The organism is Streptomyces sp. NPDC002793 (assembly GCF_040295485.1).
In the GTDB taxonomy this organism is placed as follows: Bacteria; Actinomycetota; Actinomycetes; order Streptomycetales; family Streptomycetaceae; genus Streptomyces.
On the sequence record NZ_JBEOVL010000048.1, the window covers coordinates 28,067 to 52,731 of the forward strand.

General features: G+C 71.7%; 15 protein-coding genes. All 15 read left to right on the forward strand.

What is annotated here, in order from left to right:
- The first annotated feature begins 8 nt into the window (after window positions 1-8).
- Window positions 9-2,000, forward strand: coding sequence for an ATP-binding protein (locus tag ABT001_RS30825; RefSeq protein WP_351284350.1), 1,992 nt, complete (start codon window positions 9-11; stop codon window positions 1,998-2,000).
- Window positions 1,991-2,278 (forward strand): hypothetical protein, encoded by a 288-nt coding sequence (locus tag ABT001_RS30830; RefSeq protein WP_351284352.1) that lies wholly within the window; start codon window positions 1,991-1,993, stop codon window positions 2,276-2,278. Before ABT001_RS30825 ends, ABT001_RS30830 begins: the two co-directional genes overlap by 10 nt.
- Entirely contained in the window at window positions 2,275-8,772 is a 6,498-nt protein-coding gene (locus ABT001_RS30835; RefSeq protein ID WP_351284355.1) for an eCIS core domain-containing protein, read from the forward strand. Before ABT001_RS30830 ends, ABT001_RS30835 begins: the two co-directional genes overlap by 4 nt.
- 52 nt (window positions 8,773-8,824) lie before the next feature.
- Entirely contained in the window at window positions 8,825-9,433 is a 609-nt protein-coding gene (locus ABT001_RS30840) for a hypothetical protein (protein ID WP_351284358.1), read from the forward strand.
- Window positions 9,433-10,122: a hypothetical protein gene (locus ABT001_RS30845; RefSeq protein WP_351284361.1), complete on the forward strand. Its 690-nt coding sequence runs from the start codon at window positions 9,433-9,435 to the stop codon at window positions 10,120-10,122. Before ABT001_RS30840 ends, ABT001_RS30845 begins: the two co-directional genes overlap by 1 nt.
- Before the next feature lie 5 nt (window positions 10,123-10,127).
- Entirely contained in the window at window positions 10,128-10,496 is a 369-nt protein-coding gene (locus tag ABT001_RS30850; RefSeq protein WP_351284364.1) for a LysM peptidoglycan-binding domain-containing protein, read from the forward strand.
- The gene (locus tag ABT001_RS30855) at window positions 10,489-11,628 is read left to right on the forward strand and encodes a hypothetical protein (protein ID WP_351284367.1); all 1,140 of its coding nucleotides are present in this window, start codon (window positions 10,489-10,491) and stop codon (window positions 11,626-11,628) included. Before ABT001_RS30850 ends, ABT001_RS30855 begins: the two co-directional genes overlap by 8 nt.
- Window positions 11,629-11,689: 61 nt before the next feature.
- Window positions 11,690-12,220 (forward strand): phage baseplate assembly protein V, encoded by a 531-nt coding sequence (locus tag ABT001_RS30860; RefSeq protein WP_351284370.1) that lies wholly within the window; start codon window positions 11,690-11,692, stop codon window positions 12,218-12,220.
- Between the two features lie 29 nt (window positions 12,221-12,249).
- On the forward strand, window positions 12,250-12,594 hold the full coding sequence (locus ABT001_RS30865) for a hypothetical protein (RefSeq protein ID WP_351284373.1): 345 nt from the start codon (window positions 12,250-12,252) through the stop codon (window positions 12,592-12,594).
- Complete coding sequence (locus ABT001_RS30870) at window positions 12,591-12,968, forward strand: GPW/gp25 family protein (RefSeq protein ID WP_351284376.1); 378 nt, start codon at window positions 12,591-12,593, stop codon at window positions 12,966-12,968. The genes ABT001_RS30865 and ABT001_RS30870 overlap by 4 nt, the downstream gene beginning before the upstream one ends.
- Entirely contained in the window at window positions 12,965-16,132 is a 3,168-nt protein-coding gene (locus ABT001_RS30875) for a putative baseplate assembly protein (RefSeq protein ID WP_351284379.1), read from the forward strand. Before ABT001_RS30870 ends, ABT001_RS30875 begins: the two co-directional genes overlap by 4 nt.
- Window positions 16,129-19,878, forward strand: coding sequence for a putative baseplate assembly protein (locus ABT001_RS30880; RefSeq protein WP_351284382.1), 3,750 nt, complete (start codon window positions 16,129-16,131; stop codon window positions 19,876-19,878). The genes ABT001_RS30875 and ABT001_RS30880 overlap by 4 nt, the downstream gene beginning before the upstream one ends.
- A 22-nt stretch (window positions 19,879-19,900) precedes the next feature.
- Complete coding sequence (locus ABT001_RS30885; protein WP_351284385.1) at window positions 19,901-22,072, forward strand: hypothetical protein; 2,172 nt, start codon at window positions 19,901-19,903, stop codon at window positions 22,070-22,072.
- Window positions 22,073-22,163: 91 nt separating this feature from the next.
- Window positions 22,164-23,687, forward strand: coding sequence for a DUF6519 domain-containing protein (locus ABT001_RS30890; protein WP_351284388.1), 1,524 nt, complete (start codon window positions 22,164-22,166; stop codon window positions 23,685-23,687).
- A gap of 28 nt (window positions 23,688-23,715) precedes the next feature.
- The gene (locus tag ABT001_RS30895; RefSeq protein ID WP_351284391.1) at window positions 23,716-24,600 is read left to right on the forward strand and encodes a peptidoglycan-binding protein; all 885 of its coding nucleotides are present in this window, start codon (window positions 23,716-23,718) and stop codon (window positions 24,598-24,600) included.
- Window positions 24,601-24,665: the final 65 nt, after the last annotated feature.

A 24,665-nucleotide genomic window follows, 5' to 3' on the forward strand; every position in this document is an offset into this window, starting at 1 on the left:
GTGAGGGCATGGACACGTACGGAGACGGCGGCGACGGCCGCGACACGGCGGCGCAGGGACGGGCCCTGCTGGCCGCCGTCCACGCCGTGCTCGCCCGCGTCGATTCCCATGCCGGGCGCGCGGCACAAGGGCCGGGTCCGGCCGGAGCCGCGCAGAGCTCTGACCTGGACCAGGGCGCCGCCGACCTGGCGGCCCCGCCCGGCCCCGCGGCCCTCGACGCCCTGGTCGCCTGCTTCGGCCTCAGCCCGTTCGAGCGCGACATCGTGCTGCTGGCCGCCGCCGCCGAACTGGACCCCACCACGGCCGCCCGCTGCGCCGCGGCCTGCGGAGACCCGGAGCGTGCGTACCCCACCTTCTCGCTCTCCCTCGCCGCGCTCGCCGATCCGCACTGGAGCGCCCTGACCCCCGTCGCCCCCCTGCGGCGGTGGCGCATCGTCGAGCTCGACGACGAGACCCGGCTGACCACGTCCCGGCTCCGGCTCGACGAACGGATCCTGCACTTCCTGGCCGGCTCGCCCTACCTGGACGCACGGCTGCACGGCCTGCTCCGCCGGACCACCGCCCCGGACGCGCTGCCCGCCTCCTACGACCTGGCGGCGAGCCGGGTCGCGAAGGGCTGGGCGGATGCCGGGCACGGGGCCCCGCTCCGGGTCGAGCTGGTCGGGGGCGATCTCCGCACCCGGGCCGACATCGCCGCGGTCGCGGCCCGCCGTTCGGGACTCGGCCTCTACGAGGTGTCGGCCTCCGACCTCCCGGCCGCTCCGGACCGACGCGACCTGCTGGCACGCCTGTGGCAGCGTGAGGCGGTACTCCTGCCGGCGGCACTGCTGGTGGAGGTCGGTGATCAGGACCGCGAACAGGCCGCCGCCACCGATGCGTTCGTGGGGAGCGCGGCCGTCCCCCTGGTCGTGTCGAGCGCCGACCCACGGCAGACGGCACGCCCCCGAGGGGAGCGAGTGGTCGTTCCGCAGCTGGACGCGGACGAACAACTCGGGGTCTGGACCGACGCGTTCGCCGAGGTTCCCGACGTGTCGGAGCAGGATCTCCGCGACCTCGTGGCCCAGTTCTCGCTGCCGCCCCACCTGGTCCGCGCGGCGGGAGCCGCCGTGGCCAGGGACCTGCCCGGCGAGGACGACCGGGACGCGGCCGGCCTGGCGTGGCAGGCGGGTCTCACCGAGGCCCGGATGGGCATGGACGAGCTGGGCCGCCGTATCGAACCGCAGGCCGCCTGGGGCGACCTGGTGCTGGCGGAGCGGCAGGTGCGGGTGCTGCGCGAGATCACCGCGCATGTGCGGCAGCGGTCCACGGTCCACGAGGAGTGGGGTTTCGCCGGGACGCTGCGCCGGGGGCTGGGCGTCACCGCGCTCTTCGCCGGCGGCTCCGGCACCGGGAAGACCCTCGCCGCCGAGGTGATGGCGAAGGAGCTGGGTCTGGACCTGTTCGTCATCGACCTCTCCCAGGTGGTCAGCAAGTACATCGGTGAGACCGAGAAGAACCTGCGCAAGGTCTTCGACGCCGCCGAGCAGGGCGGGGCGCTGCTGCTGTTCGACGAGGCCGACGCCCTGTTCGGCAAGCGCAGCGAGGTCAAGGACTCCCATGACCGGTACGCCAACCTCGAAGTCAGCTACCTGCTGATGCGGATGGAGGCGTACCGGGGCCTGGCGATCCTCACGACGAACATGAAGCAGGCGCTGGACACGGCGTTCATGCGCCGTATCCGCTTCGTCGTCGACTTCCCGTTCCCTGGCGAGAGCGAGCGGGCCGAGATCTGGCGCAGGGTACTGCCCGCGCGGGCGCCGACGAAGGGCGTCGATCCGGCTCTGCTGGCGCGCCTGACCGTGGCGGGCGGCTCCATCCGCAACATCGCTCTGTCGGGGGCGTTCCTCGCGGCGGAGGAGGGCGACCGGCTCCAGATGCGCCACATGCTGGAGGCAGCCCGCACCGAGTACCTGAAGCTCGACCGTTCCCTGACGCCGTCGGAGGTGCACGGATGGGTCTGAACGAGCAACAGCGCACGGTACGGGTGGACATCGGCGAGCTGGTGCTGGACGGGTTCGGCCGCGTGGACCCGGAGCGTGTCTCGGAGGCGTTCCAGGCGGAGCTGGGCAGGCTCGTACAGGAGCGGGGCGTGCCGCTCGCCGCCGACGGCGGACAGGTGCTGGACGCCCTGGCAGGACTCCCCCCGCTGCCCGCGAACCTCTCCGCGCGGCGCCTCGGCCAGGAGTTGGCGCGCGCGGTGCACACGGGCCTCTCGGGCGGGGGTGAGGTGACGCGATGAGCACGTCCCACGCACAGGAGACGCGACCGGACCAGTCGGGCAAGCGCCGTAAGCGCAAGGAACGGTCCGCGACCCGGGCGCCCGAGCCGAAGAACATCGTCAGCGGCGCCGGCCAGCCGCTCGACCTGAGCGTACGGCGGGAGCTGGAGGAACAGCTCGGGCACGACTTCGGCCGGGTACGGCTGCACACCGACCCGGACGCGGGCGCGCTCACCGAGATGCTCGGCGCGGACGCGGTCGCGGTCGGCCAGGACATCTTCTTCCGCGAGGGGGCCTACCGCCCCGGCACACAGGACGGTCAGCGGCTGCTGGCCCACGAACTGCTGCACACGGTGCAGAACCCGCACGGCCTGGGCGCGCTGCGGGCCGGACGTGACCTGGGCGAAGTGAGCCTGCCACAGCAGGCGATGGAGCGCGAGGCGGAGTCGGCGGCGCAGGAGTCCGTACGGGACGGGCAGCCCGGGACCCAGGTCGAGGAGAGGCAGGCGACGCCCGGCTGGCTGCGGTACGCGACCGTGGACGCGGACCGGAACCGGCTCGAACAGATCGACCCGGCCACGCTGGTGGAACGCCTGGCCAACTCGGTCGTACGGTCGCTGCGCGGCGACCCGGAGGACCGCTCGAAGCGCACGCGCAGACAGCTGGCGCGCCTCCCGGAGGAGTTGCAGGACACGGTCCTGGAGCGCCTGGAGACCAGGCTGCTCAGCTCGGAGCACGAGCGGGTGCTCGACCTGGTCGACGAGGTCGAGGCCTACGACGACCTGGAGCGGAACTCGCTCGACGCCCCGGCCGTCGAGAACGATCCGGTCGAGGAACTGCGGTACGAGCGGGAGGCGGAGCGGCGCTCGACCGAGGAGGAGCGGGAAGGGGAGCGGCAGCCCGCGCCCGCGCCGGGTCCGGAGAAGGGCCAGGACGACGAGGGCGGTGCTCCCGGAAGTACCCCGGAGAACGGAACCGGCCCGCAGGACGGTGGGCAGGAGCAGGATCAGGGCGCCGCTTCGGAGGCACCGGCTGCCGCACCGTCCCAGGAGCCGTCATCCGCCCCCTCCGCATCGTCCGCTCCAGCGTCCTCGGGCGGGAAGTCCGAGGACGGCGGCAAGGAGACCGCAGGCTCCGACGAGGGCAAGGAGGGACAGGAGCAGCAGAGCGCCCCGGCCGCGACCAAGGAGGAGTCCGCGGCCAGGAACCGTCCGGGCGCCGTCGATGCCCTCGTGGCGGGCCAACAGCTGAAGGAAGAGGACAAGGGCGGCTCACAGAAGCCCACGGGCTCTCCGTCCGTGCAGGGTACTGACGCTGAGCTGCCCGGCGCGTTCAGCACGCTCGACGGCGTACGCAACCAGGATTTCGACGGCCCGGAGGAGAAGTCCGACGACGATCCCTTCGGCTCCGGCAGCGAGTCGGAGGCCGACGGTGAGCCGAGCGCCTGGGACGTCAAGCTCCAGCCGGAGGACTTCCTGCCGGCGCAGGATCTCGATGTATCCGCCGTACCGACGGCGGACAAGCTGGACCCGTCCTCGTCCGATGCCGGGCCCGCGCCGTCGTTCTCCGCGCCCCCGGTGACCAAGGCCGAGCAGGTACAGGCCGAGCGGGACGCGGAGGACGCTGCGGCGGAGGCCGAACCCGAGCAGGACGATGCCGGGCCTGCGGATCCGGTCCCGTCGGCCGAGGCGGACGCAGACACGCAGGAGGACACCCAGCTGGGTGGGCTCGCCCTGGAACAGGCCGCCGAGGTAAGGCCGGTGACGGGCTCCCGCGACCCGAAGAGCGGCGCCGACCCGAAGGCCGGTCCCGTCGCCGCGCAGACGGCCGCCCAGGAGGCGCCGGGCAAGCCTGAGGCCGGGAGCGATGCCAAGGAGGCGGCCGCCAAGGAGGAGCAGGGGACGCCTGCCGGAGGGGAGGCGTCATCCGGTGCACAGGAGAAGGCCTCGCCGCAGGCGGTAGCGGGCAACGCGTCGGCTCCGGAGCCGACGGCCGAGGAGGGGCAGAAGAATACGGACGCGGCACCGGCGGGCCGGAGCGAACCGACGGTGGACTCGCAGGCACCGTCGCCCGCACGGGACACGCATGTCTCGGGCGGGTCCAACGTGGACACGTCGGCGGGGCCGAGCGGGTCGCAGGAGAGCGGTCCTTCGCCCAGCGAGCCCGTCTCCCGTACGGAAAGCCCCGCGCCGAAGGCCGCCGAAGGCCCGGAACGCACGAATGCCGACGCCGCCCCGACCGCAGCGAAGGCCGCACCTGCTCCGAAGGCTGCAGCGTCCAAGCCTGCTCCCGCCGCCAAGGGATCGCGGGGCGGGGGCGGAGGCGGTGGTGGTGCCAAGGGGGCTGCGCGGGGCAAGGGCAAGAAGGACTCGGGGGCGGCCCCGAACCTCTCCGGGGTGGCCCCGGAAGCGGGCCTGTCCACGGCCTCGAAGCTCAAGCCGCACAAGGCACTTCAGGCGATGAGTGGTGTGAGCGGCTCCGTGGACCGCACCGTCGGCGACGAGCACAAGACCCTTGAGGCGGCGCCACCTTCGATGGAGCGCCCGGCGGGCGCCCCGCAGACCCTGGAGGGGAAGCCGAAGGCCGACGCACCCGCCGAGTACTCCCAGGACCCGGCGGCGAAGTCCGAGGCCCCGGAGGACGAGAAGGCAGAGGTCAAGGGGGCCAAGGAGCCCGAGGGGCAGATCGAGGCGGAGAAGGCGGAGGAGCCGGGGGGCTGGGACACCTTCAAGATGGCCCTGGGCTTCGGCATCGGCAAGGTCCTGAGCTGGGTCGGCTTCGAGGTGGACGCGTCGGAGCTGGCCGCCAAGTTCGCCGGGCTGCCGACGAAGGACGAGGCACTGAAGAACGCCCAGGCGGGCAACGCCCCGGGCGTGGAGATGCAGGGCGCCGCCGAGCAGACGGCAGGCGAGCAGGGCACTGCCGTCGACACCAAGGGCCAGGAGACCGTCACGACGGGCCGTGACGACGCCGCCCGCCCGATGGGGGAGAACCAGGTCTACCCCGACGCTCCCAAGGAGCAGATGACGGCGAAGGTGCCCGGCGGGCAGGGCGGCGGAGGCGTGCCCGACGTCGGAGCCGGCACGGGAACCGTTCCCCCCGAGGCGGCTTCCGAGGTCGCCGAGCACGAGCAGGGGCCTCAGTTCCAGGCCGCGTTCAGCGACGGCCAGAAGGGCATGTCGGAGGGCCGGCAGACCAAGGACAGGGACTTCCGCGACTCCCAGCAGAAGCACAAGGTGAAGGTCGACGCCGAGATCGCGGCCAACACCGAGAGCCAGGCCGGTGAGCGCGAGAAGGCCATGGAGGAGGTCACCGCAGAGCGGGCTGACTGGCGCACCGAGCAGGACGCGGAGCTGAAGACCCTCGGAACGAAGAAGACCGAGCGGCACGAGAAGGTCCGCACGGATGTCGAGGACAAGGAGAAGAAGACCGACGAGGACGTCGTCAAGGAGAAGGAGGACGGCGACAAGAAGATCAAGGACGAGAACACCAAGGCAGAGCAGGACGCGGAGAAGAAGCGCGACGACAGCGTCGAGGACTCCGGCAACTGGGTCAGCAAGGCCTTCGACTGGATCAAACAGAAGGTCATCGAGATCAAGGACGCGATCGTCCGCGTCATCAAGGCGGCGCGTGACGCGGTCGTCGGTTTCATCAAGAACTTCAAGGAGACGGTCGAGCGCTGGATCAACGAGGCCCGCGCGTTCATCGTCGACGCGATCAAGAACCTGATCGACGATCTGATCGAGTTCGCGAAGGCGATGGTTCGAGGAATCATCGAACTTGCCAACCGGATCAGGAAGTTCATCACGGGGCTGATCGCGGCGGCGATCGCCCTCGTCACCCGGCTCGCCGCAGCGCTGAAGCAGGCCGTCACCGATCTGCTGGACGCGATCGGCAAGCTCCTGAGCAGCATCCTGGACCTGCTCAAGAAGATGCTCCAGGCGGCGGTGAAGGCGGTCATGGCGGCGGTGAAGGCGGTCCTGGACTTCGCCTCGAAACTGCTGAGCGCGCTCGGCGACTGGATGCTGATCGCCGTCGACTTCCTCTCCGACCCGGGCGGCTGGCTCGGAGGCGCGAAGAACTCGGCGGTGGACGGTGCGAAGAACCACCTGTTCCGCGAGGTCAAGTCCGCTGTCAAGCAGTGGTTCACCGACAAGATCACGGAGATCATCGGCGTCCCGAAGGCCATCTTGGACAAGCTGCTCAAGGGCGGCATGAAGATGGAAGAGATCGTCAAGGAGGCATGGGACGCCGTCGTCCCCCAACTCCCCTTGATCATCGGTGAACTGGTCATGACGAAGGTCGTCGCCAAGCTGATCCCGGGTGCGGGCTGGGTGATGGCCGTGATCGATGCCATCCGCACGGCCTGGGGGGCGCTGAGCGCGATCCTGAGCGCGCTCGGCATGGTCCTGGACTGGCTGAAGTCGGTCCGGAGCGGCGGCGCCGGCATCCTCTTCGCCAAGGCGGTCGCGGCGGGTGTGGTTGCCCTGCTGGAAGTCCTGTACCAGGCGCTGATGACAGGCATCGGGAAGTACGTCTCGAAGGTGGGCAAGCGGCTCGAAGGCGTCGCCGCGAAGCTCGGCAAGGACAAGGGCGGGGACAAGAACAAGGACGGCGCGGGCTCGGACGACAAGGGCGGCGACAAGAAGGGTCAGGGGCAGGACCCGAAGAAGGACACGACCGCCCCGGGCGCCCGCCCGACCACCACGACCCCTGGGCCCGACCGGAACAGGCCCGGCGAGCCCAGGAACACCTCGGGCAACGGTAAGGACGGCAAGCCGAAGGACAAGGGCGACACCAAGCCGGACACCCGCCCGACCCCGTCCCCGAGACCCAAGCCCAAGCCGGAACCCCCGGCCAAGCCGAGGACCGAGCCGGACGCGAAGCCCAGGCCGAGGGGCGACACCCCGGGCAAGCCGGAGAACGACGTCAAGGACGCGCCGAAGGCGAAGGACGACGACAAGGGCGGCCCGAACAAACCGCAGGACCGGGACCCGCGCAGGCCCAAGAGCAGCGACAAGGACGGCCCGGGCAAGCCCGGCAAGGACAAGGACAAGAACACGGAGAAGGAGAAGGACGGCGAAGGCAGGCAGCCGAAATCCGAGGACAGAGGCAAGGCGCCGAAAAAGCCGCGGCCGGCCAAGGGCGAGGACGGGAAGCCGAAGGTCAAGGACCCGGTCAGGGAGAAGCAGGTAAGGAAGGACCGGCGGAAGAAGGAGGAGAACTCGAAGGAGTCCAAGGAGGAACGGCTGCGGAAGATCATCGCCCGGATGCGGCCCAAGCTCTCCCGGGCCGTCCGGAGAGGCATCCCGCTACCGGTTATGCGGGCCCTTCTCGCCGGAATGAGGGGCTGGTATCGGCTTACCTCTCTTTCCGTTCAGAAAGGTGACAGTGAATACTCCGTCAAGGCGGCCCTCAATCCTGAGGGAAATGCCCTTGATAATCTCGAAGAAGGGGAGGAGCTGGCCCGCAGGAACGAGGACGAGCTTCTTGCTGCGCTGGAGTCGCAGGGGGGTTCGCTACTCGATGACAGTCGCCTGCCCGCGCTCGCCGAAAAGCTCGCCGAGGAACAGAAGGAGTATCAGGGGAGACGAAAAGATGCCAAGACCGAGGGTAAGAATCCGTCTGCGGTAACGCGTGAAGCCCGCGAGGCCGCTGTCGAAATGTTCGCCATTCGTGAAGGTCTACGTCCAGCCGGAAGTGGATTCCTACCCGCTCATGAGCGAATCGTCATGGCCGGCGACGACGACTGGGACGTTCAGGTAAGCGAACAGCAGGGTTCTTTCCGGGCGAAGGATCACCCGATGAGAGGAAAGTCAAGCCCTGGCCTGATCAAGGTTAAAAGCGGATTCGGAATGGGTGGACACTACGTCACACCGCCCGGCGGGGCTGCAGGAGGGTCGGTCACGGACAAACTCAACCAGGTGCAGGAACAGTTCGAGCACTACCTGAGAAAGCATAATCGCGGTGGTCCGTCACCGGCCCTCACCGCTCGTCGGCTCATGAAATCCGCATATTTCGACATCCTCAAGGGGAATCTCCCGGGTGACCCCTTTTTCCGCGACAACGTCCCGGCAGTCGAGACCATTGGGGCCGCAGCCCGCCTCATGGGTACGGTCGAGGGCGCCCGGTACCCGGCCGCCGCACTGACGAACGTCATGGCTTGGCAACTGGCCGACTTCCCGGGAGCGACGTGGGAAGACGTCGCAGCGCGCACGAACACGATGTCCCCGCCGCACGCTGTTCGAGCCTCTGCCTATCTGGTCGATCCGAGTGGCATCGCCATGGACAAGGGCAACTCGAAGACAGGCGGCCTCACGGTTGAAGGAAAAGAAGATCAGGCAGCGGTGACGGCCATGCGGTCCAACGCTCGTCTTCTCCTGGCGCGGGCATTTGCCAGTAATCTGGCCGGAGCCCTGTACCTGGATGAACAGGCGCTGATCGATGAGTTCCCTGAGTGGGCGAAGCGCAACGCTGCACGGTATCTCTCGCCGGGTGGCATATGGGTGCCGTGACCCAGGGAAGTAACATGACTGCGACATTACTCAGATTCATCAGAAGGGCATCATGTCGAGCAAAATCCGCCTCGTTCCTCGGGCTGTGACGAGTCGTGCAGATATTGAGCAACTGGCGAAGCAGTTGGGCTGGACTCACCATCGAACCACGCAGAAAGGGGAGCGAACCCCGTTCGAAATCACTTGGCTCTCGCCTGATCGCGGTGCAGTGATTCACTGGATCGAGGATCACCTTGTTCGCGTTGACTATCTGCTGGTCCAGGGGCCGGCCGTCGATCCCGCGATCAGCTCATTGAAATCCAGGATCGACTTCCATAGTTCTGAATCTCTGCAGGAGGTTTTCGACGAGACGCGTGACAGCTCCGCTCTCATGGACGCTCTGCATGCTTTGGGTGTCTACTGTTCCGGCCCGTTCGACCCTCATCTCTTTGCGTTGTTCCGCTGGTCCATGAACGATCCGGACCCCCTGGTCCGCCGGGTGGCTCTCCTTACGGCGTCGCTCACCGATTGGCTGGAATTCATCCCGCTGATGGACTACGTGCGTACGCATGATCCATCCGAATCCGTACGCGCGCAGGCGGAAACGATTTTGGATGTGATGTCCGCTCGGGCAGAAGCTGTGCACGAACCCGATCAGAGTTCGCACCGAGAAGGTGGATGATGACCCGCTACGCAGACATCCCCAAGCCCATCCGCTCCGGCATAGTCGTCGTCGACCCCGAACGCGGCACCCCCCAGCGCATCATCGTCCTCCAGTTCAACCCCGACACCCTGGAACGCAGCCTCGCGCCCCAGTCCGCCGGCTCCGGAGGTGACTCCGGCGGAGGCGGCAGCGGGTCCGGCGACAGGAACGAGGCCCTCCGGCTCAAAGGGCCTGCCCAGGAGACCTGGAAGTTCACCGCCGAGATCGACGCCACCGACCAGTTCGAGGTCGCCGCCCCCGACGGCATTCACCCCGAGCTGGCCGCCCTCGAAATGCTCGTGCACCCGACCACCGCCCAGCTGCGCGAGGCGAGCCGGCTCGCCAAGAAGGGGACCATCGAGATCAGCCCGATCGAGATGCCGCTCACCCTCTTCACCTGGGGCAGCAAACGCGTCATGCCCGTGCGGCTCACCGAACTGTCCATCAACGAGTCGGCGTTCGACGTGAACCTCAATCCGATCCGGGCGAGCCTCAGCATCGGCATGAAGGTGCTCAGCGTCAGTGACCTGCCCGCCGGGCACCGCGGGGCCGATCTGTACATGGCGCATCTCGCGCAGAAGGAACAGCTCGCCAGGGCTGCGCGAGGCGGTGGCGGACTCGTCTCGCTGGGGCTGGCCGGGGGCACCACCGTCATGGGGAGGGGATGAGGGAGATGACCGAGATCGAACCGTACGAGAACGCGCTGGACGCCATACCCGGCGCTCATCCCTACCCGCGCTCCAGCCGCTACCACGACGCCGAGATCGGCGTGCACCGGATGCCGGACGGCACCGAAGTGCGGTACACGAAACGCCGGTTGCTCCCCCCGCTGAGCGAGGCCGCGCAGGAGGGCGTCCCGCACACCGTCAGCAGCGGCGACCGGCCGGACCTGCTCGCGCAGCGGTACATCGGTGACCCTGGTCAGTGGTGGCAGATCGCCGACGCCAACCCGGTGCTGGACCCGCACGAGCTGACCGAGGAGGCGGGCCGCACCCTCACGATCCCGGGCTCCGACGGGTTCCAGGGGGCAAGGTATGCCTGATCAGCCCGTGGGGAGCGGGCCCATCCACATCACGCTGCAGTCGGGGCCCCGGCTGACCCGGCCCGTACCGCCCGAGGTCACCGAGGCGCTGCTGTCCGCCCAGATCACCGCAACCGCGGGCGAACGCAGCGGTTTCCAGCTGGCGTTCGACCTCACCAAGCAGGGCGCGCTGTCCCGCCGGCTGCTGCCCGAGGGGTTCTTCGACCCGAAGACCCGGGTGATCCTCTCCGTGAGTGTGAAGGGGACCCCCCAGGTGCTGCTCGACGGGCTCATCGTGCGGCAGGAGGTCGGAGCGAGCAATCAGCCGGGCCACTCCACCCTCACGCTGACCGGCGAGGACCTGACCCTCCTCATGGACCTGGAGGAGCGCACCGACCGGTACCCGAACCTGCGGCCCTCCGGACGCGTCGCCCGCATTCTCGCCAAGTACGCCGACTACGGCATCGAGGCCCGTGTCTTCCAGGAGCAGATCGAGCAGCCGCCCCGCGAACAGCTGCGGGTCGACTACCAGTCGGGCACCGACCTGAGCTACGTCAACGACCTGGCCCGGGCCAACGGCTACACGTTCTACCTCGAACCCGGGCCCCGCCCCGGCCGCTCCACAGCGGTCTGGGGCCCCGAGGCCCGCATCGGGCAGCGGCAGCACGCCCTCAACGTGAACATGGACGCCAACTCGACCGTGGACCAGCTGACGTTCGCGTACGACGGGACGGCCAGGGAGGAACCGCAGGCCCGGGTGCAGGACCCTGCCACCCGCGACAGCCGGCTCCTGCCGCAGCCCGACATCGGGCCGCTGCGCCCTCCGCTCGGCCGCCGTGCCACCCCCGCGCTCAAGCGCCGCACGCTGTCCGGCACGGCGAAGAAGGACTCGGCGCAGGCACAGGCCGAACTGCTGGCACGGGCCGCGCTGTCCGCCGACGCCATCTCGGGGTCCGGGTCCCTCGACGTCAACCGGCACGGATACATCCTGCGCCCGCGCGAACTGGTCGGGGTCCGGGGCGCCGGGGTGACGTACGACGGCGACTACTTCGTCAAGTCCGTCACCCACACCCTCAGGCCCGGCTCGTACCAGCAGAACTTCACGCTCTCACGCGAGGGCCTCATCGCCAGGAGCGGCACCGTACGACCGTGACGCCCACGCCCACGTCCACGCCCCCGACAGCGAAGACGGAACAGGACCAGGAGAGCTACGCATGGCTGCAGGACCGAACAACCGGTTTCTCGGCAAGTTCCGGGGGCGGGTCGTGGCCAACGACGACCCGCTGCGGATCGGCCGGGTCACCGTCAAGGTGCCGGACGTCCTCGGTGACGAGACGTCCACCTGGGCCATGCCCTGCCTGCCGTTCACGGGACCGCAGTCGGGGCAGTACGTCGTCCCGGCCCAAGGGGCCGGAGTGTGGGTGGAGTTCGAGCAGGGAGACGTCAGCTTCCCTATCTGGACGGGTTGTTGGTACGGCGACACGTCCGAGCTCCCGCCCGACGCGCTGACCGGCGGACCCGCCCACCAGAACGTGGTGATCCAGACCTCCGACCGGCACAAGTTCGTCATGGGCGACGTGCCGGACGGCGGCAGCGGCATCCGCCTCCAGGCCGCGACCGGGGCGTACATCCAGGTCGACGAGAAGGGCGTGACGATCGCCGACGGTCAGGGCGCCTCGATCGTGCTGACCGGCGGCGAGGTCGACATCAACGACGGCCGGCTGACCGTGGCGAAGAAGCAGTGAAGCCGTAACAGACAACGGGGAGAGAGCACTTGTCCACCACTTCAGGGACCATCGTCAGCGCCGCCGCGACCCTTCACTGCCCGCACGGCGGCCGGGCGGCCTCCGCCGCGAACGCGCACGCGGCCGTGCGCCTGGACGGGCTGCCCGCGCACACCGCCTCCGACGCCTTCGTGGTGACCGGGTGCCCGCACACCGTCGACGGGGTGCCGCACCCGTGCACCGGCGTCCGGTGGAGCCCGCAGCCAGGCGGAGTGCGGCTCGACGGCGTACCCGTCCTGCTGCACACGACCGCGGCGCAGTGCTTCAGCGCGGCGCAGGTGCCGCAGGGGCCACCGGTCGTCGACGCGGCCCGGCGGGGGGCGACCTGCCGATGAGGACCGTACGCGGCGACATCGCGTTCCCGTTCCGCAGCGACCGGCGCGGCAGGACGGCGCACGCCCGGTACGACGAGCACGTGCGGGACCTGGTCGAGCAGTTGCTGTTCACCAGCCCCGGCGAACGGCTGATGCGTCCCGACTTCGGCTGCGGGCTGCTGGACCTGGTGTTCACGCCCAACAGCCCCGAGCTGGCCTCGGCCATGGAGCTGTCCGTGCAGGCCTCGCTGCAGCGCTGGCTGGGTGAGCTGATCGATGTGGAATCCCTGGACGTGGTGAGCGAGGAGAACGTCGTCCGGGTCCACCTGCGCTACGTGGTGCGCTCCACCGGGAGCCGGCGCGACGAGGTCTTCGAAGGGAGCGGGCCCGCATGAGCGGCACGGGCAGGGAGATGGCCTGCCGGACGGACGGCAGGCGTGGCAAGGTGCGCGCGGCACGGCTCCACGGCGTGGACGCGGTGGAGGTCGGCGACGACGGGCTGACGCTCACGGTGACGTTCCTCGGCAAGGCCCCGCACGGGCTGTGCCCGGAGAACATCCGCGTCGACGGCGGCCGCCGCGTCACGGGCATCGAGGCGGTCGAGGTGACCGTGGAGCGGGAGGAGGACCCGGAGCTCGACGACCGGCTGCTCGTGACCGTCGACCGCACCGGGGACACCTCGCGCTACCGGCTGTCGGTGGTGGAGACCGATCCGTACGGACGGCCGGGCACGGAACCGTTCCCCGGCTTCGACCAGCGGTACCACCGAGCGGAGTTCGCGTTCCGGACGGACTGCTCCACGCCCTTCGACTGCGCGGAGGACCCGGCGGGCGGCGACCCCGGCCCCCGGGCCGAGGCACCCGTCATCGACTACACGGCGCGCGACTACGACTCCGTACGCCGCCTGATCCTCGACCGGCTCGCGCTGACCACACCCGACTGGGTCGAGCGCAACCCCGCCGACCTCGGCGTCACCCTCGTCGAGTTGCTGGCCCACACGGCCGACCGGATCAGCTACCACCAGGACGCGGTCGCGACGGAGGCGTACCTCGACACCGCCCGCAGAAGGGTGTCGGTGCGCCGGCACGTCCGGCTGATCGACTACCCGATGCACGACGGATGCAATGCCAGGGCCCTGGTCACCGTCGAGGTGACGAAGCGGCTGACGCTGCTCCCGGGGACGTTCCGCTTCGCCGCCGTCGACGTCCGCACGCCGGGGCTCCGCGACCGGCCCGAGACCGGCACCGTCCTCGACGACGGTGAGCTGGCGGTGCTGGCAGAGCGCGGCGCGGTGGAGGTGTTCGAGCCGGTGGTGGACGCCGAACCGGCCGATCTGCGCCCGGCGCACAACACCATCCGCTTCTGGACCTGGGGCGACGAGGTGTGCGCCCTGCCGAAGGGCGCGGTCTCCGCGACGCTGCGGGACGCGTGGACCGACAAGAAGTGCACGGAGCGCTCACTGGCCCTGGCCCCCGGCGACCTGCTGGTGTTCGAGGAAGTGCGCGGAGCCCGTTCGGGCACTCCGGGCGACGCGGACCCCGCGCACCGCCAGGCGGTACGGCTCACCTCGGTCACCCCCGGCATGGACGAACTGGCCGGCCGGCCGGTGCTGGAGATCACCTGGGCCCGCCAGGACGCGCTCACCTTCCCCGTGTGCCTGTCGACGCGCGGCGGGCCGGACTGCGCGCCGGTGGCGGACGTGAGCGTCGCCCGCGGCAACGTGGTCCTCGTCGACCACGGCAGGTCGCTGACGTTCGGCGGAGCGCGGCCCGAGACGGTCGACGTACCCCCGGAGCCCGCCGTGCCCGGTTCCTGCGAACCGGCCGCGTTCGGCTGTGCGGACGCCGACGCGGGCAATGCGACGGCCCGGCTCCTGGCGGAACGGCTGGAGCAGACCCGGGGCGGACGGCTGCTCACCGCCGCACAGGTGCGGGAGCTGTCCGAGCGGGTCGGCGACGACCAGGTGACGCGCGCCGGGATCGGCCTGGAGCTCGCCGGCCGCCGGCGCGAGAAGGTCGTACCGGGAACGGCGTACGAGCAGGCCGAGGCGCTGGCCACGCTCCTCGCGCAGGTGGTTTATCCCGGCATCAGGCCGAGGTTCCGTCCGGTGCTCCAGCGCTCACCCGTGGTCCAGGCGGCACCCTTCCCGCTGCCGGAGCACGTCTCGGCAGGGCAGGCCGACCGGCTGGCCGCCGTGCCCGGCCGGGTCCGGGAGAGGCTGGTGGAGCTGTGGCGCAGCGCGCGTGACCGTGACGGGCTGACCGAGGCGGAGATCGACGAGCTCACCGTGCTGTTCGGGCTGCGGGCGCTGGAGCACCTGGAACTGCACGTCCACCCGGTACGCGCCCTGCGTGAACTGCTGCACCGGGCCGACCGGCTGCTGGCACCGAAGCTGCGCAGGCTCCAGGTCCTGACGGCGAGGGCCCGGGCGGGAGCGGTGCTCGACGCCGGCATCGCCTGGGAGATCGCCCGGACCTGGGGGCCCGGACACGCGGCAGGGCTGCATCCGGACGAGCCGGTGCTCCGGGGCCCGGCCGCCGCCCTTGTCCAGGACCCGAGGGCCGCGCTGCCGCGGGTGACGGTCGTGGACGGCGACGAGGAGTGGACCGCACGACGGGACCTGCTCGCCGCCGGTCACCGTGACCGGGCCTTCGTCGGGGAGCTGGAGGACGACGGGCGGATCGCGCTGCGCTTCGGCGACGGGCGCCACGGGGCCCGGCCCCGGCCGGGGGCCCGGCTGGAGCTGCGTTACCGGCTCGGTGGCGGCACGGCCGGCAACGTCGGCGCGGAGGCCGTCAACCATCTGGTCCTGCACCGCGACCCCGGGACGGAGGGCGCCGCGGTGCCGCCGCCCGTCGCGGGGGTACGCAACCCGCTGCCGGCGGTCGGCGGCACGGAGCCCGAACCACTGGAGCAGGTACGGCAGTTGGCCCCGCTCGATCTGAAGCGCACCATCCAGCGCGCGGTGACCGCAGAGGACTACGCGGCACTGGCCTCCGCGCTGCCGGGCGTGCAGCGGGCGGCGGCGGAGATCCGCTGGACGGGCAGCGTGCAGGAGGTCCATGTCGCCGTCGACCCCCTGGGAGCCGGTGACCCGGAGCCCGAGCTGCTCGACTCGGTCGCGTACGCGCTGGAGCGCTACCGGCGGATCGGACACGACCTGGTGGTCGGCCCCGCGAGCAACGTGCCGCTGGACATCGCCCTGTCGGTGTGCGCGGCCCCAGGACATCAGCACGGGCAGATCCTGGCCGAGCTGTACCGGCTGCTGGGCCGTGGACGACTGCTCGACGGGCGGCTCGGCTTCTTCCATCCCGACGCCCTGGTGTTCGGCGAACCCGTGCGGCTCAGCCGCCTGGTGGCCGCCGCGGCCGGAGTGCGGGGCGTCGAGGGCGTCACGGTGACACGGCTGCGCCGGCTCTTCGACGAAGCCGGAGAGGGCACGGCCCTGGAGACAGGAGTGCTGCGGCTCGGCGCGCTGGAGATCGCGCGCTGCGACAACGACCCGGACCGCCCCGACAACGGGCGGCTGACCATCGAACTCGCCGGAGGTGGCCGATGAGCGGCGCGGGCGACTGCGGCTGCGGCTGCGGTGGACATGACGAACGCCGGGCCCCCGAGGCCCTGTACAACCCGCCGGGGCGCACCGCCCTGGACTACCGGGTCGGGGACCACGGATCGTTCCTGGCGGCCATGGTGGACCGGCTCGCCTCCCCGGCCTATCCGGTGCTACGGGGACTGACGGTCCGCACCCCGGACGATCCGGCGATCGGGCTGCTGGACTCCTGGGCCGTCGTGGGCGACCTGCTGACGTTCCACTCCGAACGGATCATGGACGAGGCGTACCTCCGCACCGCGAACGAGCACCGCTCCCTGGCACTCCTCGGCCGCCTGGTGGGACACCGCCCGAGGCCGGGCATCGCCGCCGACACGCACCTCGCGTACACCCTGGACAGGGACCCGCGAGGCGTGGACGTGGAGGTGACCGTGGAGCGCGGGGCACGCAGCAACAGCGTCCCGCTCACCTCCGAGGAGGAGTCGCAGGTCTTCGAGACGGAGACCGACCTCGTCGCCCGCGCCTCGTGGAACGAGCTGGCCGTACGCCGGCGCAGGCCCGCGCTGCTCACCGAGGAGGACCTGACCCGGCGCTCCGAAGTCCTCGTGGCGGGCACCACGACCGCTGTGCGGACCGGGGACCGGCTGCTGTTCGTCCTCAAGGGCCAGGAAGGCGACGGCACTCCGGGCCGGCGGCTGCTCCGCACCGTGGCCCGGGTCCGTGTCGACCGCGAGGACGACGTGACGGGGATCGGGCTCCAGCAGTCCGCCCCACCGTCACTGGGCGAGCTCGTGGAGCTGCTGCGCGAGTGGATCACCGAGGACGAACGGGCGGTCGAGGACGGCGAACCCACGCCCGACAACCCCAACCCACGTCCGGTCAGCCGGTTCATCGCCGACTTCGACGCCCAGGTGCTCGCCCCGCTGCGGGCCGCTCTGGACTCCGTCACCTCACCGGCCGCCCTCGCGGCACGCCTGGCGGAGCCCCACGAACGGCTGGCGGAGGCGCAGGCGGTCTCCCGGGAGCACGCCGATGTCACCGCGTGGTTCGAGCAGTTGGAGGCGATGGTCGGTGAAGTGATCGCGCAGGCGGCGGACCTGGAGCCCTCCCGCCCGGCGCCGGACGCGCTGCGTGCCGCCGCACCGGCGTCCGCGGCGCTGCGGGCACTCGGCGCGGTGCTCCCCGCCCTGCGCAGCGAGGTCGTACGCCCGTCCCGCGGCGGGCCGGGCCGGTCCTCCGGGCTGACTCCGGGGCCCGATCTGGGCGCGCGGCTGCTGGCGGCGCTCGACCCTCGGATCGCCGACGGGATGTACCCGGCGTGGCGGCGGTCCGCGCCCACCGCGCCGCCCCTCCTGCACGAGGTGCAGGCGATGCGGGTCACGGCCGCCCCGTTCGGGGCGACGGCGCCGCTGCGGCCCGTGCAGGACGAGCGGGGGCGGGTGATCAGGCAGGCCGACTGGCCGCTCACCGGCTCGTCCCTCACCACGATGCGGGTGGTGTTCGACACGGCGGGCAAGGTCCCCGTGCGCGCCGAGTTCCAGCACACCGAGACGGGGTCGTCCGTCCAGCACTCGGAGAACCTGCCGTCGGAGGCGACGTTCGATCTCGGCCCCGGCCGGGTCGCCGTGATGACCAGGACCGCGCAGGACCATGATCTGAGCTGGCTGAGCAGGCGCCCCGCCGACTCCCAGGAACCCGGCGTCACCGCCCAGTTCCTCGACGGGCTGCCCGAGCGGACCCTGTTCGTGTCCCGGCCCGCGGACGACGGCCGTGTCCATGTCGCCGTGCACAACGGCGAGCCGCGCAGCTGGCGTCTGGCGCCCGGCGACCACCAGCAGATCAGGCACGAGGGCTACGAGCTGACCGTGCGCTACACGGTCGGCAGTGAACCGGCCAACGTGGTCGTCGGCGTCGCCACCGTGCCCGAGCCCGCGAACCGGCGGGTCATCGCCCTGGACTCGGTGCAGGACTCGGTCACACCCGGCAGCTGGGTCGTCGTCGAGCGCCCCCGCAAGGGCGCGGAAGGGCCGGACGGCATCCCCGGCGACGCGGCGCTCAGCTCCGTCACCACCAGGGTCACCTCCGTGCGCACCGCCGTGTACACCGACTTCGGCATCACCGGCCGCGGTACGGAACTGACCCTGGCCGATCCCTGGCTCGACGAACACGACGTCCTGCTCTCCACCATCCGCGACGCCACCGTGCACGCGGGCGGGCAGGCCCTGAGGCTCGCCGACGAACCGCTCGGCGAGGACGTCCACGGCAACGAGCTCGAACTGGCCGAGCTGTACGACGGGCTGCGCCCCGGCCGGCGGCTGATCGTGTCCGGGGAGCGCACCGACGTCACCGCCGCGCCCGCCACCGAACTGGTGACGATCGCGGGCGTCGAGCAGATCCTCGACCCGCTGCTGCCCGGCGACCACGTGCACACGCGGCTGACCCTGACGACGGACCTCGCCCACCGCTACCGGCGCGCCACCGTGCGCGTACGGGGCAACGTCGTGGCGGCGGGGCACGGCGAGAGCCGGGACGAACCGATCGGCAACGGCGACGCGGACCTCGCCAACCAGACGTTCGCGCTCTGGCAGGCGCCCCTGACCTGGCTGCCCGCCGACAACCCTCAGGGCGCGACCCCGGCCCTGGACGTACGCGTCGACGGCCTGCTCTGGCACCGGGTCGACAGCCTCGCCGGGCGCGGACCCCGAGAGCGGGTCTACGTCCTCGGCGCCGCGGGCGGCCGGACCACGGTCACCTTCGGCGACGGCGTGCACGGCGCCCGGCTCCCCACCGGTCACGAGAACGTCCGGGCACGCTACCGCTTCGGCACCGGCCGGGCCGCCAACGTCCGCGCCGACCGCGTCACCCAGGCCGTGACCCGGCCGCTGGGCGTCACCGGGGTCACCAACCCGCAGCCCGCGACGGGCGGCGCGGACGCGGACGGCCCCGGCCGGACCCGGACCGCGATCCCGCTCGCCGTGTCCGCCCTCGACCGGCTGGTGTCGGTCGCCGACTACGAGGACTTCGCCCGCTCCCGGGCCGGGATCGGCCGGGCGGCGGCGCGTGAGCTCTTCGACGGCCGACGGCAGGTGCTGCACGTCACCGTGACCGGGGCCCAGGACGTCCCGATCGCCGACGACTCCGACCTGCTCACCGCACTGCGCTCCTCACTCGCCCGGTACGGCGACTCCCGGCTGCCCGTCCGCGTCCAGGTGCGCGAACTGCTGCTGCTCGTCGTCGCGGCGAAGGTGAAGGTGGCCCGCGACCACAGCTGGCGGATCGTCGAACCGAGACTGCGTCAGGCCCTGCTGACCCGGTTCGGCAGCTCCCGGCGCGAGCTGGGCAGCCCCGCCCGTCTGTCGGACGTGCTGGCGACGGCGCACACCGTGCCCGGCGTCGACCACGTGGACGTGGACGTCTTCGGCGGGGCGCCGGCGTCCCTCACCTCCGAGGGACTGCCCGCCCTCGCGGACGCGCTCGCCGAACCGCGCACCACGGTCCCGGCACGGCTCGCCACCTACGACGAGGACGTGCACCGGGTGACCGCGCCGGAGGGCGAGACACTCACCGCGGTCGCCGCCCGGTACGGCATCGCCCTCGCCGAACTGCTGCGCCTCAACCCGGACATCACCGACACCCGCCGCCTGGCGAAGGGCCGCGCGGTGTGCGTCTTCCGCGGGATCCGGCCCGCACAGCTCGCCCTGCTGTCACCGGACGTCCCCGACACGCTGACTCTCACGGAGGTCACCGCATGAACACCCAGGAAGGGAGCGTCGCATGAGCAGGGAACCCGACGGGCTCGCGGAGCTGCTCCCGCAGTGGCACCGGCTGCGGGACGCGGAGGGCGGGGAGCCGCTGCGGGCCCTGCTCGCGGTGATCGCCGAGCAGGTCGACCGGGTGCGCGACGGCGTCGACCAGAGCTACGAGGACCTCTTCGTGGAGACCGCCTCGCCCTGGGTGCTGCCGTACCTCGGCGACCTCGTCGGCTACCGGCCGCTGCCCGGCTACGAGCGGGTCCGGACGGCCGGGCTGGGCGGCACCACGGACGAGGCCCGCTCACGGCTGGCCGAGGCACTCGCCCCACGCCGCGACGTGGCGGCCACGGTCGCCAACCGCCGCCGCAAGGGCACCCTCGCCCTGTTGGAGGAGCTGGCCCAGGAGATCGCCGGATGGCCCGCCAGGGCCGTGGAGTTCTCCCGGCTGGTCTCCCACCAGCAGCCGGTCAGGCTGTACGGGACGGGGGCAGGAACCGGCGACGTGCGCAGGGCCGGCCGGGGCCGGCTGGCCGACGTGCGCGACGGGGCGCGACTCGACCTGGCGGGCGGCCCGTTCGACGCCCTGGCCCGGTCGGTCGACGTACGCAGGGCCGCCTCGACGCGACGTCGGGGCGGGCATTCGCCCGCCGGGGTGGGGCTGTTCGTATGGCGGCTGAAGCCCTACCGGGTGAGCCGGGCACCGGCGTACTGCGTCGACCGCGCCCGCAGCCTGTACACGTTCTCGATCCTGGGCAACGACACCGCGCTGGTGACCCGGCCCGTGCCGGAACCCTCCGCCACGCACCTCGCGACCGTCGACCACGTGCCCGCCTCCATCAGCAGGCGGCAGCTCGCGGACCGGCTCGCCGACCACTACGGTCCGGGCAAGAGCTTCACGGTCTGGCGCGACGGGCAGGACGAGCCCGTGCCGATGTCGGACATCGTCGTGGCGGACCTGACCGGCTGGCGCTACCGTCCCAGGCTCGGCCAGGTGGCCGTCGACCCGGTGCTGGGACGGATCGCCTTCGGGTCCCGCTCGGCACCCAGACAAGGGGTCTGGGTCACCTACCACTACGCCTTCGGTGACGACACCGGCGGCGGTGAGTACCCGCGCGACCGCGTCACCTCACCCGCCGCCCGGATCTACCGGGTCGGCCCCGGCCAGGCCCACCAGCGGATCATGGACGCCTACGAACGGTGGCGCACCGACCGGCGTTCCGGTCACTGCGGTGCCGAGGGCATCATCGAGATCACCCACAGCGGCGCCTACCAGGAGCAGCTCGACTTCGACCTCGGCCGCGGCGACCGGCTGGAACTGCGGGCGGCCGAGGGCTGCCGCCCCGTGATCCGGCTGCTCGACTGGTACAGCAACCGCCCCGACGCGCTCAACATCCGGGCGCAGGAGGGTGGACGGGAGGGGCAGGAGGACGCCGACGCGCCCCGGATCGTCCTGGACGGGCTGCTGGTCACCGGACGCGGGCTGCACGTCAGCGGCCCCGTCGGCGCGGTCGTGCTGCGGCACTGCACCCTGGTGCCCGGCTGGTCGCTGGAGACCGACTGCGACCCGCACTCCCCTGAGGAACCGAGCCTGGTCCTGGACCGGACCACCGCCTGTGTGTCCATCGACCGCAGCATCCTCGGCACCATCGAGGTCATCGGCGAGGAGGTGAGCACCGACCCCCTGCCCATCCACATCCGCGACAGCGTCCTGGACGCCACCGGCCACCACCTCCCGGCGCTCTCCGCCCCGGACTGCCGGCACGCGCACGCCGTGCTGCACGCGCACCGCACCACGGTCATCGGCGAGGTCCACACCCATGCGGTGCGGATCGCCGAGAACAGTGTCTTCACCGGGCAGCTGCGGGTGGCCCGGCGAGGCATCGGCTGCCTGCGGTACTGCTACGTGCCGCCCGGGTCCCGCACCCCGAGCCGCCACCGCTGCCAGCCGGATCTCGTGGGCGCCGAACAGGCCTCAGACGTACGCCCGTTGCTGACCAGCGAGCGGTACGGCACCCCGGCGTACGGGCGGCTCGCCGACGGCGGGCCGTGGCAGATCCGGCGAGGCGCCGACGACGGCTCCGAGATGGGGGTCTTCCACCGGCTCCACGAACCGCAGCGCGAGGACAGCCTGCGGGCCAGGCTCGCCGAGTACACCCCGGCCGGTACGGACGCGGGGATCTTCACCGTGACCTGACCGTCCAGCCGTCCGGCCGTCCGGCCGCCCCGCCCGCCCCGCCCGCCCCGATCTCTTCCGAACGACGTACTTCCGAGGGGGACCCCTTCCCATGCACGCAGATCTCTCCCGCGACACCTTCCGGCCCGACCGGCGCTACGCGGCGGTCCTCACCCAGCAGGGCCGAGTCCAACTGGACGCCGACGCCAACGAACAGGCCGCGATCCAGCTGCACCTGGCCCGGACCACCGCCGCCGACCTCATCGGGCAGCACGGCGGCCCGCGCGGCGCGACCGGATTCGAGGTGGGCTTCCTGGGCGGCAGCCGGGAGCTCGACGACCTGTCGCTCGGCGGCGGGCGTTACTACGTCGACGGGATCCTGCTGGACGCGACCCGCCCCGAACCCGGCGTACCGGCCGAGGAGGACGCCACCGACGACGCGGAGACCCCGGCGACCTGGACCTACTGGGACCAGCCGGACGGCTACCGCGATCCGGAACGCCCCGGCGACCGGCTGCCCACCCGGTTCCCCTACCTCGTCTGCCTCAAGGTGTGGGAGCGCTCGGTGACGGCGGCCGAGGACCCGCTGCTGCGCGAGGTAGCGCTCGGGTCGGCGACACCCGACACCGCGGCCCGGATCAAGACCGTGTGGCAGGTGCTGCCGCTCCCCGGCGCGCAGCTGGAACTGGCGGACGGGGCGACCAAGGACCAGGTCCGCGAGGCGTTCGCGCGCTGGGCGGCGGCGCAGGCGCCGACGGCGCGGATGGCGGCGCGCAGCGAGCGGCCCGAGCACGCGGACGACGATCCCTGCCTGGTGGAGCCGGACGCCCGCTACCGGGGCCCGGAGAACCAGCTGTACCGCGTGGAGATCCACGAGGGCGGCGTGGCGGGCGACGCCACCTTCAAGTGGTCGCGGGAGAACGGCTCCGTGACGCTCCCCGTCGACGGGATCGACGGGACCTGGGTGGAGCTGGCCTCGCTCGGCAACGACGACAAGCTCGGTCTGGGCGTCGGCGACCAGGTGGAGTTCGTGGACACCGGGTACACCAGCCGGGGCGAGCCGCTGCCCCTGCTGCGGATCGAGGAGGTCGACCTGCCGGGACGGCGGGTACGGCTCTCCGACGAGCCCCACCCCTCGGTCGGGCGGCGCCCCGGGCTCCACCCCTACCTGCGGCGCTGGGACCAGCGGGCCGCCCGCACCCGGAAGTCCGCGGCGAAGCTGCGGGGCGGGGCGGTCCGGCTGGAGGAGGGTGGCTGGCTGCCGCTGGAGGACGGCGTGTTCGTGTACTTCGAGCCGGGCCGGACCTACCGGTCCGGTGACTTCTGGACCGTCCCGGCCCGGACGGTGACCGGCGGGGTCGAGTGGCCGTCCGACGCGGCGCGCCGCCCGCTGCTGCGGTCCCCGCAGGGCGTCCGGGTCCACTACGCACCGCTTGCCTGGGTCCTGGGGGAGGGGTCGGTCGCGGACCTGCGGATGACGTTCGCGCCGCTGGCCGCCGTCATCCCCGCGGCCGACGAACGGGCGCTGGCCGCCGAGGCGGAGGCCGAAGCGGAAGCCGAGGCCACGGAGAACGCCGCCGCCGGTTCGGACGGCCGGACGGTGGGGCAGGACGACCAGGGACAGGCCGAGAACTGACGCACCACCTGGGTAAAGGAGCACCACGATGGCAACGCCTCTGTCCGCCGAAAAACTGCTCAAGGCCCTGCGGGACGAGGGTCTGCGTGTCGTCGAGCACCGGAGCTGGCGCACGCACAACCGTAACCACAAGGGCTCCTGGGGGCCTGTCAACGGTGTGATGATCCATCACACCGTGACCTCGGGCACCCAGAGCTCCGTGGACCTCTGCTACGACGGCCACTCCAGCCTTCCGGGCCCGCTGTGCCACGGGGTGATCGCCAAGGACGGCTCGGTCCACATGGTGGGCCACGGCCGTGCCAACCACGCCGGACTCGGCGACGACGACGTCCTGCGCGCGGTGATCAACGAAACGTCCCTGCCCGCCGACAACGAGGCCAACACCGACGGCAACCGTCACTTCTACGGCTTCGAGTGCATCAACCTCGGTGACGGCAAGGACCCGTGGCCGGCCGCCCAGCTGGAGGCCGTCGAGAAGGCCGCCGCCGCGATCTGCCGGGCGCACGGCTGGAACCAGCGCTCGGTGATCGGCCACAAGGAGTGGCAGCCGGGGAAGATCGATCCGCGCGGGTTCACGATGGACTCGATGCGCTCCAGGGTCAAGACGCGCCTCGCGGGCAAACCGGACGGCCCGTCGAAGCCACCCGCCCCCAAACCCCCGGCGAGGTACGAGCCGTTCCCCGGATCCGCGTACTTCCGGGCCGGCCGGCGCAGCGCCGTCATCACGGCGATGGGAAAGAGACTGGTGGCCGAGGGCTGCGGACGGTACGAGGTCGGCCCCGGCCCGGACTGGTCCGAGGCCGACCGCAAGTCGTACGCCGCGTGGCAGCGCAAGCTGGGCTACTCGGGCAGCGACGCGGACGGCGTCCCGGGCAAGACCAGTTGGGACAAGCTCAAGGTGCCCAACGTCTGAGCCGCGGGTGCGGCGGTCCCCGCCACCAGGCGGGGGCCCCCCCGCCCCGCGAACCCCGAAAGGGA

What these genes read in the sequence shown, in the direction of transcription:
- ABT001_RS30885 (WP_351284385.1), top strand. Translation starts at nt 19,901, where the DNA reads ATGAGCAGGGAACCCGACGGGCTCGCGGAGCTGCTCCCGCAGTGGCAC.
- ABT001_RS30845 (WP_351284361.1), top strand. Translation starts at nt 9,433, where the DNA reads ATGACCCGCTACGCAGACATCCCCAAGCCCATCCGCTCCGGCATAGTC.
- ABT001_RS30840 (WP_351284358.1), top strand. Translation starts at nt 8,825, where the DNA reads ATGTCGAGCAAAATCCGCCTCGTTCCTCGGGCTGTGACGAGTCGTGCA.
- ABT001_RS30830 (WP_351284352.1), top strand. Translation starts at nt 1,991, where the DNA reads ATGGGTCTGAACGAGCAACAGCGCACGGTACGGGTGGACATCGGCGAG.
- ABT001_RS30880 (WP_351284382.1), top strand. Translation starts at nt 16,129, where the DNA reads ATGAGCGGCGCGGGCGACTGCGGCTGCGGCTGCGGTGGACATGACGAA.
- ABT001_RS30855 (WP_351284367.1), top strand. Translation starts at nt 10,489, where the DNA reads ATGCCTGATCAGCCCGTGGGGAGCGGGCCCATCCACATCACGCTGCAG.
- ABT001_RS30870 (WP_351284376.1), top strand. Translation starts at nt 12,591, where the DNA reads ATGAGGACCGTACGCGGCGACATCGCGTTCCCGTTCCGCAGCGACCGG.
- ABT001_RS30895 (WP_351284391.1), top strand. Translation starts at nt 23,716, where the DNA reads ATGGCAACGCCTCTGTCCGCCGAAAAACTGCTCAAGGCCCTGCGGGAC.
- ABT001_RS30890 (WP_351284388.1), top strand. Translation starts at nt 22,164, where the DNA reads ATGCACGCAGATCTCTCCCGCGACACCTTCCGGCCCGACCGGCGCTAC.
- ABT001_RS30860 (WP_351284370.1), top strand. Translation starts at nt 11,690, where the DNA reads ATGGCTGCAGGACCGAACAACCGGTTTCTCGGCAAGTTCCGGGGGCGG.
- ABT001_RS30875 (WP_351284379.1), top strand. Translation starts at nt 12,965, where the DNA reads ATGAGCGGCACGGGCAGGGAGATGGCCTGCCGGACGGACGGCAGGCGT.
- ABT001_RS30850 (WP_351284364.1), top strand. Translation starts at nt 10,128, where the DNA reads ATGACCGAGATCGAACCGTACGAGAACGCGCTGGACGCCATACCCGGC.
- ABT001_RS30835 (WP_351284355.1), top strand. Translation starts at nt 2,275, where the DNA reads ATGAGCACGTCCCACGCACAGGAGACGCGACCGGACCAGTCGGGCAAG.
- ABT001_RS30825 (WP_351284350.1), top strand. Translation starts at nt 9, where the DNA reads ATGGACACGTACGGAGACGGCGGCGACGGCCGCGACACGGCGGCGCAG.